The organism is Paenibacillus sp. SC116 (assembly GCF_024733555.1).
Classification (GTDB): domain Bacteria; phylum Bacillota; class Bacilli; order Paenibacillales; family Paenibacillaceae; genus Paenibacillus_B.
This window is the reverse complement of record NZ_JANIOF010000004.1, coordinates 23145-41973: the sequence shown is the minus strand read 5'-3', so window position 1 is coordinate 41973 and position 18829 is coordinate 23145. Positions and strand designations below refer to the sequence as shown.

Genomic DNA, 18829 nt, shown 5'->3' with positions numbered 1-18829 from the left:
TGTTCTTTATGCTAGTGAATTGCTGGTAATGTCTTATTTGACTATCCATGGTATATGAATAAAAGAAAACCAGTAAAATTTTTCTTGTAAAGGAAGATAAACGACATATCACTTTTATCTTGTAGTATACTAAAGGAGTTTGCAGTAAAATATTGGGAGGTAATTTCATGCAGATGAACACACTAGCTCCTTACAAACGCTTTGTTTGCGGCTTAACAACGGCTTGCTTATTATTTTCCATGCTGCCGATATCAATCGGTTCGTCGTATACAGCCCATGCAGAGTCGCTTGCAACTTTGCCTACTGACAGCTCAACCGTAACCTCTTCACCTCTGCACAAGCTAACTGCTAAACAGCCAACGACAGCAGCTGAATTGCTTAAATATGAAGCACAACAGGCGCATCGAGCAGCACGCTGCGCTTGGCCAGCTTTGGATAAGCTGTGGCCAGGCCTTCAATTTCAATCCCGTGTCATGCTCCTTACAAATGGTGAGCAAACGTATGAAATTACGACGGAAGGCTATAAGTTAGTCGATCCATCCCATCCCGGCTTGCCACTTGACCTGTATTTTAACCACCAGTATGAAAAGTTAGAGTGGAACGGCAAGCAAGCCTCTGCCATTTTTGTCGATAAGGATAAACCACTACAAGAGCGATTTGAACCTCATACAAGTACACCATCAAGCTTTATGACAACGACACATGAAATGTTTCATTTTTACGACCAACCATCCTGGCCCCTAGAAGATGGAACTCAATACGGCTCCCGATCTTCCATTTATCCAACTGAATCAAAGCCTAGAATCCAACGAGCCATGCTGTTCCAATCTTTATACAAAGCCTATTCCGAACCTCAAGCGTCCGACAAATACCTCGGACATGCTGCTTATTGGCATGAGCAGTATAAACAGGACAATCCCACCGAATACAAGAGCAGTATCTATTTTGATATTATAGAAGGTACGGCAACCTACGTTGAGAAAATGGCAGACGTGTATGGAGCCTTTAAAAGAAGTGCTACTACGGAGCAAATACGCACTTATTTATCCAAACAATATACAGATGTCATAAAAACGGAGTTTGTTACCTTCGATTCAGAATCTTACATACTCGGAAGTTTGTCAGCGTTGTTATTAGATGCTATGCATAAAGACTGGAAGCATTCAGCTACTAAGGGGCACAACCCTATTGAACTGCTGCTGAATGGTATTACACCACTATCTCAACCAGTGGACGAACAAATCAAATCGGATATTGAGGCGACAATTGGGAAATTAAATGCAGAACGCGCTATTTCGCTGGAACCGCTCAAAAAAGGACTGGACGACAAGCAAATACCACTGTTATTAATTCCACGAGAAATAAAGCGCGGTATATTTAGTACAAGAGGATTTATTACATTAAAAGGCTACGAGCAGGGCAGTGTCATTATGAATATGACTACCAAATTTACAACAAATACAGGAGATTTGGAGTTAACAGAACGATCCATGCTGAGAAAATATACTACCGTAGAGACTCAAGAAGGAGACTATTTAATTACTCCGCTCCCAGAAGGTGAATATGCCCGAGCAGGTGATACGCTTACGTTCGCTCAGAATGGCTTGAAAGGTACAGTTAAGGTGAGGGCAGTTAAATATGATGGGCGTGAAGCCTTTATCGTGCTGCCGTAATTAATACTTGGATTAAAGAAATCCCAGCTCCACTTGCAATTTTACGATCCTACTCCACTTACTCCAATTCTACAGAGCAGAGAGGCCGAATCTTTTCGACTCTCTGTTTTTCATGTGCACAAATGACTTTCAATCACAACAAGAGACCGCTCGACAGTCTCTTTAGACGGTAGGGCAGCCCCTTATTTCTTTCCTATTTTTTAGATGAATCAAATACTAACGAAGGTATTTGAGCATGTAATTTTGAAATCACTTCTGATCCATGTGTCAATTGCCCAGCTGTAAAATAATTATTGCTCATGGTTAGCATCTTTTTCCCACCTAAGGTACCTACCGTATGGGATAATGTACCGTGAATCCCTCCACTATGTCCCCACACCGTGACTCCATTTGATAACTTTATCTCCTTAATGCCCAAACCGTAGCGCAAGCCCGGTGCTGCTTCCACAGTGTTAAACATTTCCTTCATCTGTTCAGGCTTCAGCAAATGGCCAGCTAACAGCTTTGTGAAGAAACGGTTTAAATCACCGGCTGTCGATATCATTTCACCTGACGCACCAGCCACGGATGGATTTAATTCCGTGATGTCTCGGAGTGACTTATCTTTCGCACTATAGTAATTTCTAGCATGAGGTTCTGGCAGTTTAGATGAAGTACCTGGAACCAAAGTGTTCTTCAAACCGAGCGGTTTAATCAATCGTTCTGTAATTTGCTCCGCGTATGTATCGCCTGTTACTTTTTCAATAATTAAACCCGCTAACACGTAGTTGGTGTTGGAATAGCTGAATTTCGTCCCAGGTTCAAATAAAGGCTTCTGCTTCAAACCGGATTTTACATGCCCACGTTCTGAATAGCTCTTCAAAGGTTGTTCAAAGCTTCTCTTCATAAAGTGCTCAGCATCCGAATAGTTGGCAATGCCACTCGTATGATTAAGCAATTGGCGAACGGTAATCTTGCTGCCGTCATAGCCATTACCTTGTACAACACCTGGGAGCCATTTTTCAACCGAGTCATCCAAGCTCAATTTGCCTTCACCTACTAATTGCAGTACAACTGTAGCGGTGAACGTCTTCGTTATACTCCCAATTCGAAAATGAAAGTTGGGCTGCATCTTGTGGTTAGCAACGATGTTGCTCTTCCCCGTTGCATATTCCCACTTCGCTCCATTATGCTGCGTTTGGATAATCATACCCGGTACGCCTTGCTTAATTGCACCATCCATTAGCTTCTTGATTGCAGCTTGAGTTTGCTTGGATGTCGCAGATACCTCAGTGGTATGCTTTTTCGCAACCAATGTACGATTGGACTGGTCAGCAAAGGCTGCGGAACCCCCTCCATTCGCATACAAAAGCGTTGTCCCTGTCATCATGACTGCCAAACTAAGCATCATTATTTTTTTCGCGTTCATGGTCATTTCTCCTCAGTTGCTAAGATTGTATTTGTGCCTCAGCACATCCTTAGATTAAGTTTGAATGTGTCATACTTCATAGCGACGAATTGTCATCACTTAGGAATGACACTATGTCATATGACATTAGAAATAAGTGTTCAACGACGAATAACGGCCCACGCATCCAGATGGAGCAGCACAAAAAGCTGCCCGTTCACAACACATTTAACTTCTTCAACTGTCATAATAGATTGTAGGATGAATGGGGATAGTGGTAGACTTTTTTATAGAGTCGCCACCTTTCGGTTGGTTTTGTAGGGTACAAACATTTTACCGAGTTGGTCGCTTTTTTCTACCATTTAGTGGACTATTATGTTTGAGATGTAATTGAAATATGGTACAGGGCACATAGAGGGAAAGGCGCACAACAGACTCGCGCATATCATTCAACTTGTACTTAGAAAATAACACGAGTACTGCAAAAATCTATACTACTCACAAGGAGGGCTGCATCATGTGCGGACGTTATACATTAACCGTGACGTGGGAGGAACTACTGGCCTACTATAAGCTTGAGCGAGATCTCGCAGCAGCTCCCTTCCATGAGCCGCGCTACAATATTGCACCTGGGCAAATGGTACCCGCCATTATTCACGACGGAAGCAAGCTGCGTCTCGGCCCTTTGCGTTGGGGACTCGTCCCTTCGTGGGCCAAAGACGACAAGATGGGCTGGCGCACGATTAATGCTCGTGCTGAGACACTTACAGACAAGCCTGCCTTCCGCCTTCCCTTTCAACGTAAACGCTGTATCATCCCTGCTGACGGCTTCTACGAGTGGAAACGAATTGCCAACAATGATAAACAGCCAATGCGCATCATGCGTCGCGATGGAGCGCTGCTGCATTTAGCTGGTTTATACGATACATGGCAGGATGAGCAGGGCAAGCGCATTAGCACCTGCACCATTATTACAACAACACCGAATCGAGTCATGGAAGAGGTTCATGATCGCATGCCCGTTATTTTAAGCGAACAGCAGCTGCCACTATGGCTGGAGCGAAAAGAAACAGATACCCAGCAGCTTCAATCGCTGTTAACGCCTTGTCCCAATGAATGGCTGACTATGTACCCTGTCAATTCTATGGTCGGAAATGTAAGCAATGATTCGCCAGCATGCATTGAACCAACTGAAATTCCACCAATGCTGTTTTAACTCTGCTAATACCATTCAAATTGTACCCTTCACCTGTCATCAAGCCGTTATCCAACATTCCTGACAAGCATACATTGCTAGTAGTGAATTCGTAGGACATCCTGCTTGTTCACAAGGAGGACAGAGAAATGAAACATAACGGCTATACAACCAAAGACATTGACGAGCTTCTTACACAGCTTGTCCCTGAAGACAGCCCTGCCTGTCTATCTGTTGCGTTGTGGAAACATAATCGTATTGCCTATCATTTTATAAAAGGAACATACGCATCCGTACGTTCTTGGCGCGACATTACACCAAACACACCTTTCAATATTGGTTCCATTACAAAAGTAATCACTTCCCTCATCATGCTGCGTATGCAGGAACGTAACCTGCTATCGATACAGGACAAGATTGTCGACTATTTACCATCGTTCCCCCATGATGATGTCACCATTGAGCAAATGATGACTCATTCGGCAGGCTATGAAACGATACGCATTATACTATGGCCTAAATGGAATGAAAGTATGGAGGGATTTGCAGCTCAATTAGTGCCCTTGCTGGAACGAAAATACGAACCAGGTACAAAAACCATCTATTTTCCACACAGCTATTTCTTTCTTATGCAAATTATCGAGAAAGTAAGCGGGCAGAGGATTGAACGACTTGCTCAACGCGAACTGTTTCAACCGTTAAATATGAAACATACCACATATGATATGAGAAAACTCAAACCTAGAACCTATGTGCTCCCGTGCACTCCATACTTAGAAAAAGGAGATTTGCGCTATGATCGTCTACGGATAACAGGAGACAGCAACCTGTACTCAACTACGCATGATTTACTTAAGCTTGCTCAAGCTTTATTGAATCCCGGGAAGTCCCCCTTATCCCAATCAATTATCGATCAAGCACTAGGCAGCGAACAGTATAAACAAGCTCCTCACAACTCTGTATTTTTTCAAAAAGGAAATAGTGAGCTGCCTTCCTTTTTCTCACCAAGCCATTCCTCTTCTGCTGTCGGACATCTCGGATTTACAGGCTGTATGTTCTGGATCGACCCTGAGCAGGAAATAGCGGGAACCATACTCAGCAATATGCCTCCCCTTAACGATGCAGCCGTATATGCTAGCCTCAATGAAGTTGTATTGCATTGGAAAGAATAATGCTTCGAAAAACTTCATCCCATAGTGGTTTTACCTCAATTTCCAAAGGCATGCGGATTGCACATATTCCATCGGATGAACACGGTTCTTCAACGATTTCAAAGTTTACTCCATCATTAATGAGCAAAATATGAAAGCCTCCACGAACAAGATTTGACAAGGCCGCTTGCAATCGATAAGCCTCATCCAGTGTACCGTTTAAACGAACAAATAATAAACGATATCCCGAGTTACAAATATGAAGAAAACGAGTAATTCTCCGAATGAGTTTTTCATAGAAAAAAGGATAGGCATTGAGATCATGCTTCATGGTAGTCAAATCTACAAGCAAATCATGCACTAGCGTGATTTCATAGTTCAGATCATACAGCAGTTGCTCGCCTCCAGCCCGCTCTATAAATGTCAAATTAGAAGGCGACATAAAGTTTTGAAACCTCATCTCAAGCAATAGACATACATGCGGCAGTGAAGGTGACAGCATCCAATCTAATACACCGCTGCAAGGGCGTAAGCCACGATCTCTCAACTGAATAGCCCCTAAACACTTGCTTCCTAGGCTAAATGCACCGTCATAAACGCCTCGAATCTGATCTAATTTCACAAGTTGTCCCTCCTCACACTCCAATATATGCGTAAGAGCTGGAATCCGCTTGTGTCGATGTGGATAATTACATGGTCTATCGAGCATGGGAATAATGAGTATGTTCCGCCAACAATAAAATACGGTACACAAAAAGAACCAAGATTACCTATCTTGGCTCTTCAGCATGTTCTTTAGCGGAACATCGTCCACAATTTTAGTAGATGAAGTGTATTATTAGGGTCAATTTTTTGCGCAATAATAAATTGTACAAATTGTTCTTCCTGCGTTGCAGTTAAAGGTTCGTTCACAATTTTAGCACCTTGGCGCAGCAGTTTCCGAACCGTGGCTGTATTTTGCAAATCTGCTTTTGTCACACCTTGAAACAATTGCTTTAGACGATCTTTTACAGCAGGATTACGTGTCTTGTCCTTCACTCGTTGAACGAGCTGTGGGCTGATGCCGTACTTTTGATAACTCACGTGACCGCTACACCTCCGGCATAGTATATTGTCCGCTTGTATGTGAAGTCTACAGGCGACATGGCATAGGAGCACTAACCATTGTTACATTGTATGCGAATAGGCTTGTCTACTGTGCCCAATATTGCGTGTGGATTCCGTCTCTATGGATTCATGTCGCTAAAGCTTCATACCTTCCTGTTCACAAGCAGCGGAAGTACACACCGTGTCCATACAAAACAATATAAAAAAAGCCTTGCCCTCTCACCATATAGGGACAATCCCTATGTACGAATGAGAGAAGCAAGGCTTCTATACAGTAATGATCTTAACGAACTTAGAGAATCTAGCGTATCTAGAGAATCCAACGAACCATTAGAACCATTACTATCGTCTATTACCGTAAATCAATTAGTCCAACTGTTCGCCTTGGAATGGCTGCTCCTGCTGAATAGCATCACGCAGCAATTGATATTCCTGAGAAGTCCAGAAATCTTCCGAACGAATAAGCTCTGCCGCATCGTCACGCGCTTGCTCCAATACAGCAAAATCACTAGACATGTCCGCAATCTTGAAGTCTGGCATGCCGCTTTGTTTCGTACCGAAGAAGTCACCTGGCCCCCGGAGCTCCAAGTCCCGTTCAGACAGCTCAAAGCCATCCTCGGTCTCGGTCATAATACGCATCCGTTCTTGTCCAACTTCCGACTTCGGATCGGCAATTAGCACACAATACGATTGGTGCTGGCCACGTCCAACCCGACCGCGCAACTGATGTAATTGGGACAAGCCAAACCGTTCTGAGTCCATCACGATCATCAGCGTTGAGTTAGGCACATCAACACCAACTTCAATAACGGTCGTCGAGACGAGAACATGCGTCTCGTTCGCACTGAACAGCCTCATCGCTTCGTCCTTCTCTGATGCATTCATACGGCCGTGCAGCAGTCCCACCTTAAGATCAGGGAATGCCTGCTGCATCTGGACATGCACATCGATAGCATTTTGTACATCAAGCTTGTCCGATTCTTCGATCAAAGGTGTAATGATATACGCTTGGCGTCCAGCCGCAACTTCACGTCGGATAAAGCCAAGCACGCGGTCCAGCATCTCATGCTTCACCCAGTACGTCTTAATCGGCTTACGCCCCGCTGGACGCTCCTTAATCGAAGAAACATCCATATCGCCAAATGCCGTAATCGCAAGTGTTCGAGGGATCGGCGTTGCCGTCATCAGCAGCACATCCGGATTAAAACCTTTATGGCGCAATATGCTGCGCTGGTTCACACCAAAACGATGCTGCTCATCCGTAACGACCAAGCCCAAATTGCGGAAATGGACATCATCTTGGATGAGTGCATGCGTACCAACAATGATGTTGACCGTGCCCATCTGCAACCCACTTAGCAGATCACGGCGCTTGCGTGCCGTCAAGCTTCCTGTTAGGAGACCCACCACAATACCGTGTGGCTCGAACAGCTTCGTCAAGGAGCGCATATGCTGCTCTGCCAATATTTCAGTCGGCACCATAAGTGCACCTTGATAACCGCTGCGAACAGCAGCATACAAAGAGACTGCGGCCACAACGGTCTTACCAGAACCAACATCCCCTTGCAGCAATCGATTCATGCACAACGGTGAGCGCATATCACTAAGGATATCCGTCACAGCCTTCTTCTGTGCTTCTGTCAGCTCAAATGGTAAGCTGCGGACAAACTCACGAACCGTCGCATTAGAAGCGTCATGTACAACCCCATCTGCTCGCTCACGTGTTATCGCACGGAACATATGCAGCTTAAGCTGGAACAGCAGCAGCTCTTCATAGACCATGCGCCGTCTAGCCTGCTTGCCCGTCTCCACATTATCAGGCTGATGCATCGCCCGAATGGCTTGCTTGCGTGGCATCAACTTGTAACGCTGCATAAACGATGCAGGCATAATCTCTGGAATCGTCTCACCAAACTGTACGAATGCCTGTGCAATCGTCTTGCGCATCCATGTCTGTGTAATCTTCCCTCCAACCGAATACACTGGTTGGAACGTATCCCTACGCTGTGTTCCTTGACCGGGAAATTCCGAAGCGGATACAGTAATCTGCAAACGACGCTGATCCCACTTCCCAGTCAACACAATATCTCGCCCTTGCGTAAGCTGTTCACGTAAATAAGGACGATTGAACCAAGTCGCAGTCACAAGCCAGCTTTCGATCATCACACGACATGACAAGCGTGACTTCTTGCCAAATCGCTGCATGACAGGCTCACTAACAATACGACCTTCAACAGTAATTTTATCGCCATCTTTTACTTCACTAAGCTGGCGTACCCGGAAATCATCATAACGAAATGGAAAGTACAAGAGCAAATCAGCAACGGTAGAAATGCCAAAGGCGTGAAGCTCTTGTTGTTTCAAAGCGCTCACGCCTTTAATCTGTGTTACCGGAATAACGGTATAATCAATCATGAATTCAATGGCTGTGGATCTGGACTAGCTGGGCGAACAAACACCGCAACGGTTCCATGTCCAACATGTGTGCCAATAACGGCACCAATACGAGTATATTGAACAGATTGTACGTCGAATTGAGACTTCAATTCTGCAACAACCGTATCCGCCGTAGATTTCTCTGTGGAGTAACCGACCCCAACATCTACAGGTTGATTACCAAAATGCTCTTTGTACATCTCCAACACACGCTGAAGCAGCTTCTTCTGTCCACGTACTTTCTCAACTGCATAAACCTCGCCATCTTTGTCGATAGACAAGATTGGCTTAATATTAAGCAGTGTTCCAAGCATAGCCGAAGCTTTCGCTATGCGACCACCCTTTTGTAGATACTCGAGTGTATCTACAAGGAAGTAAAGTTTCTGCTCCTGCTGCAATTGAGCAATTCGAGCTAAAATAGCATCTTTATCGTATCCAGCTTGAGCAAGTTTTGCAGCTTCTAATACATAGACGCCAATGCCGAATGAAGCGGATTTGGAATCAATAACCGTTACATCGATTTGCTCTTCTTCCAGCATACTGCTCGCTAGCAGTGCTGACTGGTACGTTCCACTCATCGCTGCGGAGAGATGAATAGAAATGATCGCACAATCTGGTGATTGTGACTCAAGACGCTTGTAAACTTCCAAAAACTCAACCGGAGAAGGTTGCGATGTCGTCGGCAGCTTCGAAGCGTGAGCTAATTTTTCATAGAATTGGTCCGGGCTGATCGTTACTGCATCTTGATACATTTCATTGCCGAAATGTACTTTCAGCGGAACCATCTCAATGTTGTAACGCTCCCTTAATTCCTGGGGAATGTCCGCTGTACTATCCGTAACTATACGTACGTTGGCCATGTTATAACTCCCTTCCGATGCTTATAACCAGATTCTATTCAATCGAGATTAAATAGGAGTATATCGGCTGTCCACCTTCGTGAACTTCAACCTCAGCATCTGGATAATGCTCTTCAAGCCATTCTACCAGCTTCGCTGTATCTTCTTCCTTTGCATCTTCACCAGTAAGCAGCGTAATAATTTCGCCACCGTCTTCCATCATCTTCAGAAGCAGCTGTTGACAAGTTTCTGTTAAGTCCTCTGTCGTAGCTACAATCTTACCGCCGGAAATACCAATGAAGTTGCCAGCTTTAATCTCCAAATCATCGAATGTCGTATCACGTACTGCGTATGTCAATTGACCGGATTTCACATGTGCAATTGCATCCTTCATTACTTCGATGTTGGTTTCTACACTTTCTTCTTCTTGGAAAGCAAATGCAGCCGAAATTCCTTGTGGAATCGTCTTCGTCTCCAATACCGTTACTTCTCGCTCTACGATCTCAGCAGCTTGCTTAGCAGCCATAACGATGTTCGAGTTATTCGGTAAAATGAAGATATGCTGCGCAGAAATGCTATTGATTGCTTCCACAAAATCTTGCGTGCTCGGATTCATCGTTTGTCCACCGGACAAAACAATATCCACACCCAAACTATTAAAGATATCCGTAACACCTTGACCCATTGCAACAGAGATAAATCCGTACGCTGCAATTTCATCTGCTGGCGGTTCAGCCATAACAACATCAGATGCACTTTCATGAACAGGCATATCAGCGAATACATCCGGCATTGCAGACAATTCGCCCTCATGCTCCAGCAATTCGCGGTGCTGCTCACGCATGTTCAAAATATGAATGCGGATCAGTTCTCCGTACTGCATAGAAAGGTCAAGTACTTCACCTGGTTTGCGAGAATGTACATGGACCTTTACGATCTCATCATCTTGGATAATGATAATCGAGTCACCATTCTTCGCTAGCGCTTGCTCGTACACATCCGCTTGGAACGGACGTCCCGTACTACGCGAAAGATCAATAAAGAACTCCATATCATACAAGAATTCAATATCTTCTGTATCCAGCTTCGCTTGCGCAGAAGTGTGCTTGTCCGCTGCCTTCAGCTTCTCAAGTACAGACATATCTGGTGCTTCCTGTGTTACAACAGCAGAAGTTACAGAAGCAACATCGGATCCGCTGAACTCCTCGATAGCACGCATAAATCCTTCATAAATATAAACAAGACCTTGTCCGCCTGAATCTACAACTCCAACCTGCTTAAGTACAGGAAGAAGATCCGGTGTCTTAGCAAGAGCTTCATTCGCCTTTGCCAATACTTCACGCATTAGGTCTGCAACGTCTGGTGTGCGGCGCGCAATATGTACCGCATGTTTCGCTGCCTCTTTGGCAACGGTAAGAATCGTACCTTCAACAGGCTTCACAACCGCTTTATAAGCTGTATCAACACCTGATTGGAGCGCATGTGCGAACTGAACAGCGTTTACTTCATCCAAACCTGCTACTCCACGGCTGAATCCGCGGAATAACTGCGACAGGATAACGCCTGAATTGCCTCGTGCACCCATCAATAAACCTTTTGACAATACTTCTGCTGTCTTGGAGATAGATGGAGACAACTTGCCTTTCATCTCCGCAACTCCAGCAGTCATCGTCAAATTCATGTTCGTACCCGTATCACCATCTGGGACCGGAAATACGTTAAGAGCATTAACGTACTCGGCATGGCGATTCAGTAATTCAGCTCCGCTTAACACCATATTGGAAAAATGTGTTCCATTTAATGAACGAATGTTCAACGAATATTCCCCTTCCTAGCTTAGTACACGCACGTCTTGCACAAAGATGTTCACTTGATCAACCTGAAGCCCAACTACCTCGTTCAACACATACTTTACTTTAAGTTGAATGTTGTGCGCTACTTCGGAAATCTTCGTACCGTAACTAACGACAATGTACAAATCTATATGCACATGATTATGTTCGCGGCGAACTTCTACACCGCGTGACAAATTCTCACGTCCTAGCAGTTCCGCAATGCCATCCTTAAGTTGCTTGCGTGACGCCATGCCCACGAGACCGTAGACCTCCATCGCTGCCGAACCTGCGATAACCGCGACGACTTCGTTGGAGATGTTTACTTTCCCTAGTTCCAATCCGAGTTCGATGGCCATGGTTGGTTCACTCCTTTTTTTGTGTATTATGGACTAATCATCATTGTACTATAATAGAAAAAAGAAATAAACAACCCAAACATATAAAGTTTTCGTTTCAGTTGACGGGGTAAATCCGCCTATGGTATGATATTGGAGTATTTGAATTGAGCAAATGAACGTATGCATTGTTGCTTTTTGGGGATAAAGGAGGTGTTAAGCATGGCTCGCAAATGTTTTATTACGGGGAAGAAAGCTGGCTCCGGTAACAACCGTTCTCACGCGAACAATAAAACTCGCCGCTCTTGGGGAGTAAACGTGCAGAAGGTTCGCATTTTGGTTGATGGTAAACCTAAACGTGTTTACGTGAGTACACGTGCTTTGAAAGCAGGTAAAGTGGCTCGCGTTTAATCCCATGCACCATATACAAAAAGCACCTGGTCTTCCAGGTGCTTTTTCTCTATTCACTTACTCTGTTTACCCCTGCTGCAGCTAGAGCGAATCCCGCCACATAAGCTGCCACTTCACTACACAACACGTTTCCGCCCCGTACGAACTAGATTAAAATCAAGTTGGATGGAATGACAACGGAGTTCGCCATATGGCCGCCTGGAGTATCAATTTTTATGAAACGTGTTTAAAATCGCTTTGACGAATCCCCCCAGAAACTTCGGCAGCTTAAATGTGTAAAACTTCATCTATTTCCACCCTCCTCGCCGTTCTCAGTTATCCTTAAAAGTGAGCCTCACTATCACAGTCCACAAAAAAAGGTTACATGAGACCATTCCTCATGTAACCATCATATGCTGTCGGTTTCCCTCGTATGCTTGTCTACCCTTTCAAATAAATCATAACCATCAAATTAAGCATTAATAGGCAGCTTTTTCGTGTATTCTACCATGGCCATTAAGACGAGAAATGCAAATAAATAAAAGATAGACAGCACTACGAATGTAATGCGCATGCCTCTCGTTTCAAACTTGCGGAAAAACCACACGCCTACGAAAAAAGCACCTAGCGAAGCGATTAAATTATACGGGAATGGAATAAACGCATACCATCCAATTAATGACCCACAAAGAAAGCTCGTTGCTCCCAAAGTTAAAGCTTGCCGCCAGTTCAAGCCCCTCTCCCCCTTTAATTGGTCATTACTTGCCTTCAGCTGCACGGCGGATTGCTGCAATCGCAGCTCCGCGATCTGATTGACCATATACAGCACTTCCTGCTACAAGCACGTCTGCTCCTGCCTCTGCTACCGCTCTAGCTGTCTCTGTGCTAACGCCTCCATCCACTTGGATGTGCATAGCATGATTGCCCTTAGCATCTGCTAGATTGCGCAGGCGACGAATTTTATCTAGCGTATTCGTGATGAACTTTTGTCCGCCGAATCCAGGATTTACTGTCATAACAAGTGCCAAATCAAGATCTGGAATTACTTCTTCGATAGCTGCAAGCGAAGTATGAGGGTTAATCGCCACTCCAGCCTTAGCGCCAGACTCTTTAATTTGATAAATGACACGGTGCAAATGCGAACATGCTTCTGCATGCACAGTAATGATATCTGCTCCTGCCTTCGCGAAGTCGGACACATATTTCTCAGGTTCTACGATCATTAAATGAACGTCCAATGTCAATTTCGTCAGCGGTCGAATCGCTTGAACAGCAATTGGGCCAAACGTTAGGTTAGGCACAAAACGACCATCCATCGCATCGATATGAATCCAGTCCGCGCCACCGCGCTCGACATCAAGCACATCTTCCCCTAGACGTGCAAAATCTGCTGATAAAATAGAGGGTGCAATACGTATCATCTTAGTTAGTACCTCCGCTTTTTGTCTTTCATTTCTTCCATAAAGAGCTGATAATGCTCGTATCGGGATGACGAAATATCGCCTTCCTCCAAAGCTTCCTTCACACGGCAGCCTGGTTCATGCGTATGCGTACATCCACGGAATTTGCATGACTCAGCAAGGGTACGAAACTCGCGGAAGCAGCTGGACAGCTCCTCTACGCCAAGTTCCAAGAAGTCCAATTGGCTGAATCCCGGTGTATCCGCAATGTATCCTTCCCCTGTTGCCAAAGGAATGAGTTCCACGTGCCGAGTCGTGTGCTTACCGCGTCCAAGTCGATGACTGATCTCATTCGTCTCTAGAGAGAGCCCTGGGAACATCGCATTAAGCAAGGATGATTTGCCCACCCCAGACTGGCCTGCAAACACGCTAATATCATCAGACAGCAGCTCTGACAGCTTATCATAGCCCCAGCCCGTCTTTGAACTTGTTTCCACTACATCGTAGCCTATCGAACGATACAACGAAACAATATCCTTCAGCTTGGCTTCCTGCTTGCTAAACTGAGCATCAGGCAAATCCGCAATCAGATCCCATTTTGTTAGTACGATAACCGCATCCAAGCCCGCGTGTTCGATATGTACAAGGAACTTGTCCAACAACTGTGTATTCAGATCTGGCTCCAATACAGAGAACGCTAATATTGCAAGACTAACATTGGCTATCGGAGGGCGTATAAGCTCACTATGACGCTCATCTACGCCTTCCACAGTGCCTTCCCCGTTGTCTGTCATTGAGAAGTTGACGCGATCCCCCACGAGGGGGGATACGCCCTTCTTCTTGAATACACCTCTCGCTCGGCATTGAACGACTGCATCCATCGACTCACCGTCTGGGCGCACATAATAATATCCGCTCAGCGCTTTCACGATCAAACCTTTTGGCATATGTTAACCTCCATGCCCCGCATGTTCGCCATCCTGGGCATTTTCATTGTCTGACTCAGCTGACTCGCCCTCACTTCCACTCTCACCTTCGCTGCCAGCAGGAGGGCTCTCAGCGCCTCCAGTAGGCTCAGTTGGCGTTGAAGGCTGAATCTGAGGAATAGGTACTGTACCTTGTTTCACATCCACGTAAGTTACTGGATAAGCACCCAAGTATTCACCATCTCGTTCGACGCTTACAACGCCGTCCTTTCTTGGATCCACGACTAGATCAACACTAAATACTTGTGTCGTACTAATCTTTCTCTTTTCCAATTTCATGTTCTCTCCACGAGCGTCGGTATACTTGATTTCAATAGTGCTCAGCTTACCTTCTTCCTTAGGAGGAACAGGAATTTGCAGTCTATATTCTACTGCATCTGGAGGATATCCAGAGCTTACGTATATACTTACTTCCATTCCTTTTGTAACAGTTTCATTTGGATAGTATGGCAACTGCTTAATGACTTGACCTTCTGGCAAATAGCTATTTTCTTCGATAATGCCGTCCTGCGGCTTCAGCTTCAATCCAAGCGATTCAATTTGGGCAAGTGCTTCTGCCTTCGTAGAGCCAACTAAGTTCGGCATTTTGAACGATTCCTTGCCCTTGCTCACTTCTAGCGTTACTGAGTCCTTGAGCGGATCGACATTTTCACCAGCCCCCGGTGTCATCGTCACGACTGAATCTTCAGGAACGTCATCACTGAACACAGGTTTTCGATGAACACGTTTGCTGTCAAAGCCCATATCTAGCAGCATCTTAACTGCATCATCATAAGGTTGACCAATTAAATTCGGCAGCGGCTTGGCCGGCTCGCCTTCACTAACGGATATTTTAATAGAGGCGCCTTCTTTCACCTTTGTTCCTGGCGCTTTGCTCTGTTCAAATACAATGCCTTTCGGCACACCCGCTTGCGGCTTACGAATGATCGGATCTTCCAATACAAGCTTAAATTTCTCCAACTCCGCCTTCGCCTCAGACTCCGTCAAATTAACGAGTTCAGGTACGCTAATCTCCTCAACTGCAAGCAAGCTCTTCACATAAAATACAACACCTATCATAATTGCGAGGAACACCAACGTAAGCGAAATCCATAATGCTGGTTTGACCCATTTTTTCTGTACTGGCGCAGTAGAAGGTGATGGTTGTACAGATTGTACGTTTCCTTCCTGCGCACTCCCACTCCCTCTACGGGACAAAGACTGACGTGCATTGGCAGCCGATGATGAACTACCAATCGATGACTCTGACTGATAGTCAGATCCCTTAGCCTCCGCATATCTGCCAGCTGATGCACCCGTTTGAACATCTGATGGAAGAGCATCCTGTTCATAAGGGAGACGAATAGCCGGCATAACACGTGTCTCCTCATGGTCTCCGTAATGATAATTGGGAGACACGAATCTTACTTTGGATTCACGCAAACGTTCAGGCTGGAGTACCGTTTCTAAATCACGCATCATTTCCGCAGCCGATTGATAGCGTTCATCGGGATTTTTGCGCATCGATTTTAAAATAACGTTCTCCACACTTTGAGGAATGCTCGGATTCAATTCGCGAGGCTCCTCAAATGGCTCTTGCAAATGCTTAAGTGCAACACTTATAGGACTCTCTCCTAGGAACGGCAGCGTTCCTGTAAGCATTTGATACAAAACAATACCTAGTGAATAAAGATCTGATTTCTCTCCAGTTGAGATGCCTTTCGCATGCTCAGGTGAAAAATAATGAACAGATCCTACAACCGAACCTGTTTGCGTAATCGTCGAAGACGTTACGGCTCTAGCAATACCGAAGTCCGTTACTTTCACACGACCATTTTGACCAATTAAAATATTATGCGGTTTAATATCACGATGAATAATATGATTATGATGGGCATGATCAAGCGCATCGCATATTTGAGTCGCAATGCGAATCGCTTCTTCCGACTGAAGCGGAGCCCGTTCTTTAATAATTTCATTTAAATTCTGGCCATCTATGCATTCCATGACAATGTAATGCACTTCATCCTCTTGTCCTACATCATAAATACTTACGACATTGGGATGGGATAATGATGCGGCCGATTGTGCTTCGCGTCGGAAACGGCGAACGAATTCCTCGTCATGCACGAATTGCTGACGCAGCACTTTCACAGCTACATAACGATTAAGCAGCACATCAAGCGCTTTGTACACAAGCGCCATGCCGCCCTCACCAACGCGAGCAATAATTTCATATCGACCTGCCAATGTAGTTCCTATCACGAGTTCCACCCCACTTTCTCCGCAACGCTTGCTTGAGCTTGGGCAAGAATCACCGTAACATTATCATCTCCGCCAGCTTCTACCGCCTGTTCAATCAAGCGATCAGCAATTACTTCCAGCGGTAAAGACGGATCAACAATTGTAGACCATATTTCTTTTGTACTAATCATATTCGTTAAGCCATCGCTGCATAGAAGCAGTGTCTCATCCTGTTCCACACGAAGCGGCGCTACATCCACGCGCACACGGGCATCCGTACCTAACGCACGCGTGAGCACATTGCGACGTGGATGATGATTCGCTTCTTCCTGCGTAATTTGCCCTGACTTCAGTAATTCATTGACGAGTGTATGATCATCGGTGAGCTGCCGAATATGTTGCGGGCTGATGATATAAGCACGGCTGTCCCCAATATGAGCAACCGTTCCTTCCTCCTGTTGAAGCAGCGCAGCGACAATCGTCGTTCCCATGTTGTTGTACTTCTCATCTTGCGATGCAATATGATAAATCGTATCATTCGCTCGAAAAATAGCACTTTTCAAAGCATCTTCTCTATCCTTCTCATCTAGCTCGGAAGGTAGCTGTCTCAGCTCATTTACAACGGTTTCGACGGCCAAGCGACTTGCAATATCACCAGCTTGATGTCCCCCCATGCCGTCAGCGACGATAACGAGCGTATAGCCGTTAGGCAGCGTCGCTGCATAAGCACGATCTTCATTTACTGCGCGTACTTTGCCGATATCAGAACGGTGCACAGCCTTCATCTCATTCACCTCGCATTGGATTCCATATGCTTCGAACGCAATTGTCCGCATGCTGCGGCAATATCATGACCTTGCTCACGACGAATCGTCGCGTTAATTCCTTTATCCACCAACGCTTTGTGGAACTTAAAGATGTCATTGCGCGGTGTACGAACGTAGTTGCGTTCAGGAACATAGTTAACTGGTATTAGATTGACGTGCGCCAGCATGTCCATGCGTTGAAGTACATCTGCAAGCTCTTCGGCATGCTCAACTTGGTCGTTGACACCACCAATTAGTGCATATTCGAATGTTATGCGACGACCTGTCTTTTCTTGATAAAATTTAAGCGAATTCATCACTTCTTCGAATGGGAAACGACGGTTAACCGGCATTAGCTTCGAACGAAGCTTGTCATTCGGTGCATGGATGGAAATCGCAAGGTTAATCTGTGTATTTTCTTCCGCAAATTTATAAATGCTCGGCACGATACCACTCGTAGATACGGTAATATGACGCTGACCGATATTAAGACCTTTTTCATGAATCATATTGCGCAAGAAGACCATTGTCGCATCATAATTCTCGAACGGCTCGCCAATTCCCATAATAACGATACTGCTGACACGTTCATTCGTCTCATCCAGTATTTTTTGAGCAGCAACAACCTGAGCAACAATTTCTCCGCCTGTCAGGTTACGCTTCAAACCGCCGAGCGTCGAAGCACAGAACGTGCAACCAACACGGCAGCCAACTTGCGTCGTTACACAAACACTGTTGCCGTAGTTGTGCTTCATAACAACCGTCTCAATCGCATTATCGTCATGCAACCCGAACAAGAACTTAATTGTGCCGTCAGACGATTTCATATGTGTAATTTCTTTCAACGTAACGAATTGAAAGTGATCCATCAACTTCGTACGCAGACCTTTAGAAAGATTGGACATTTCCTCAAAGCTCATCACGCGCTTTACATAAATCCAATCAAAAATTTGACCAGCACGGAATGCTGGCTCCCCATTTTCTTTCAGCCATTCTTGCAATTGATCAAACGTTAAGTCGTATATAAAAGGTTTCATTCGGTATTTATCCCTACGCTTTCTTTGTG

Annotated in this window: 18 protein-coding genes; 4 read left to right on the top strand and 14 right to left on the bottom strand. The window is 45.1% G+C overall.

Features of this window, described 5'->3' with window-relative positions:
* Window positions 1–167 precede the first annotated feature (167 nt).
* Complete coding sequence (locus NQ117_RS16340; protein ID WP_258279100.1) at window positions 168–1673, top strand: hypothetical protein; 1506 nt, start codon at window positions 168–170, stop codon at window positions 1671–1673.
* Between the two features lie 193 nt (window positions 1674–1866).
* On the opposite strand, the gene NQ117_RS16335 is transcribed toward NQ117_RS16340, so the two are convergent.
* Complete coding sequence (locus NQ117_RS16335; protein WP_258279099.1) at window positions 1867–3081, bottom strand: serine hydrolase domain-containing protein; 1215 nt, start codon at window positions 3079–3081, stop codon at window positions 1867–1869.
* 496 nt (window positions 3082–3577) lie between these two features.
* Here NQ117_RS16335 and NQ117_RS16330 point away from each other — a divergent pair, with 496 nt between their 5' ends.
* Both NQ117_RS16330 and NQ117_RS16325 read left to right on the top strand, forming a co-directional pair.
* Entirely contained in the window at window positions 3578–4276 is a 699-nt protein-coding gene (locus NQ117_RS16330) for an SOS response-associated peptidase (protein WP_258279098.1), read from the top strand.
* Between the two features lie 128 nt (window positions 4277–4404).
* Window positions 4405–5427 carry a serine hydrolase domain-containing protein gene (locus tag NQ117_RS16325; RefSeq protein ID WP_258279097.1) on the top strand — a complete coding sequence of 341 codons (1023 nt, stop codon included), beginning with the start codon at window positions 4405–4407 and terminating at the stop codon, window positions 5425–5427.
* Here NQ117_RS16325 and NQ117_RS16320 read toward each other — a convergent pair.
* From NQ117_RS16320 to NQ117_RS16295, 6 genes are all read right to left on the bottom strand, one after another.
* Complete coding sequence (locus tag NQ117_RS16320) at window positions 5396–6028, bottom strand: papain-like cysteine peptidase (RefSeq protein ID WP_258279096.1); 633 nt, start codon at window positions 6026–6028, stop codon at window positions 5396–5398. The genes NQ117_RS16325 and NQ117_RS16320 overlap by 32 nt on opposite strands.
* Window positions 6029–6201: 173 nt before the next feature.
* A complete protein-coding gene (locus NQ117_RS16315) occupies window positions 6202–6489 on the bottom strand; it encodes a stage VI sporulation protein F (protein ID WP_258279095.1) in 288 nt (95 codons plus the stop codon).
* Between the two features lie 390 nt (window positions 6490–6879).
* A complete protein-coding gene (recG, locus tag NQ117_RS16310) occupies window positions 6880–8928 on the bottom strand; it encodes an ATP-dependent DNA helicase RecG (RefSeq protein WP_258279094.1) in 2049 nt (682 codons plus the stop codon).
* Complete coding sequence (locus NQ117_RS16305) at window positions 8925–9809, bottom strand: DegV family protein (RefSeq protein ID WP_258279093.1); 885 nt, start codon at window positions 9807–9809, stop codon at window positions 8925–8927. The genes recG and NQ117_RS16305 overlap by 4 nt, the downstream gene beginning before the upstream one ends.
* Window positions 9810–9843: 34 nt before the next feature.
* Complete coding sequence (locus NQ117_RS16300; protein ID WP_258279430.1) at window positions 9844–11565, bottom strand: DAK2 domain-containing protein; 1722 nt, start codon at window positions 11563–11565, stop codon at window positions 9844–9846.
* 54 nt (window positions 11566–11619) lie between these two features.
* On the bottom strand, window positions 11620–11979 hold the full coding sequence (locus tag NQ117_RS16295) for an Asp23/Gls24 family envelope stress response protein (protein ID WP_258279092.1): 360 nt from the start codon (window positions 11977–11979) through the stop codon (window positions 11620–11622).
* Between the two features lie 201 nt (window positions 11980–12180).
* Here NQ117_RS16295 and rpmB point away from each other — a divergent pair, with 201 nt between their 5' ends.
* A complete protein-coding gene (rpmB, locus tag NQ117_RS16290; protein WP_258279091.1) occupies window positions 12181–12369 on the top strand; it encodes a 50S ribosomal protein L28 in 189 nt (62 codons plus the stop codon).
* A gap of 206 nt (window positions 12370–12575) precedes the next feature.
* Here rpmB and spoVM read toward each other — a convergent pair whose 3' ends face one another.
* The 7 genes from spoVM to rlmN all read right to left on the bottom strand — a co-directional run bounded on the left by spoVM (window position 12576) and on the right by rlmN (window position 18800).
* The gene (spoVM, locus tag NQ117_RS16285; RefSeq protein ID WP_018751565.1) at window positions 12576–12656 is read right to left on the bottom strand and encodes a stage V sporulation protein SpoVM; all 81 of its coding nucleotides are present in this window, start codon (window positions 12654–12656) and stop codon (window positions 12576–12578) included.
* Window positions 12657–12820: 164 nt separating this feature from the next.
* Window positions 12821–13168 carry a hypothetical protein gene (locus tag NQ117_RS16280; protein ID WP_258279090.1) on the bottom strand — a complete coding sequence of 116 codons (348 nt, stop codon included), beginning with the start codon at window positions 13166–13168 and terminating at the stop codon, window positions 12821–12823.
* Window positions 13107–13769 carry a ribulose-phosphate 3-epimerase gene (gene rpe, locus NQ117_RS16275; protein ID WP_258279089.1) on the bottom strand — a complete coding sequence of 221 codons (663 nt, stop codon included), beginning with the start codon at window positions 13767–13769 and terminating at the stop codon, window positions 13107–13109. Before rpe ends, NQ117_RS16280 begins: the two co-directional genes overlap by 62 nt.
* Before the next feature lie 5 nt (window positions 13770–13774).
* A complete protein-coding gene (gene rsgA / locus NQ117_RS16270) occupies window positions 13775–14695 on the bottom strand; it encodes a ribosome small subunit-dependent GTPase A (protein ID WP_258279088.1) in 921 nt (306 codons plus the stop codon).
* A gap of 3 nt (window positions 14696–14698) precedes the next feature.
* Window positions 14699–16978: a Stk1 family PASTA domain-containing Ser/Thr kinase gene (gene pknB, locus NQ117_RS16265; RefSeq protein ID WP_258279429.1), complete on the bottom strand. Its 2280-nt coding sequence runs from the start codon at window positions 16976–16978 to the stop codon at window positions 14699–14701.
* Window positions 16975–17742 carry a Stp1/IreP family PP2C-type Ser/Thr phosphatase gene (locus NQ117_RS16260; RefSeq protein WP_258279087.1) on the bottom strand — a complete coding sequence of 256 codons (768 nt, stop codon included), beginning with the start codon at window positions 17740–17742 and terminating at the stop codon, window positions 16975–16977. The genes pknB and NQ117_RS16260 overlap by 4 nt, the downstream gene beginning before the upstream one ends.
* Window positions 17743–17747: 5 nt before the next feature.
* Window positions 17748–18800, bottom strand: a complete 1053-nt coding sequence (rlmN, locus tag NQ117_RS16255; protein WP_258279086.1) for a dual-specificity RNA methyltransferase RlmN — start codon at window positions 18798–18800, stop codon at window positions 17748–17750.
* Window positions 18801–18829: the final 29 nt, after the last annotated feature.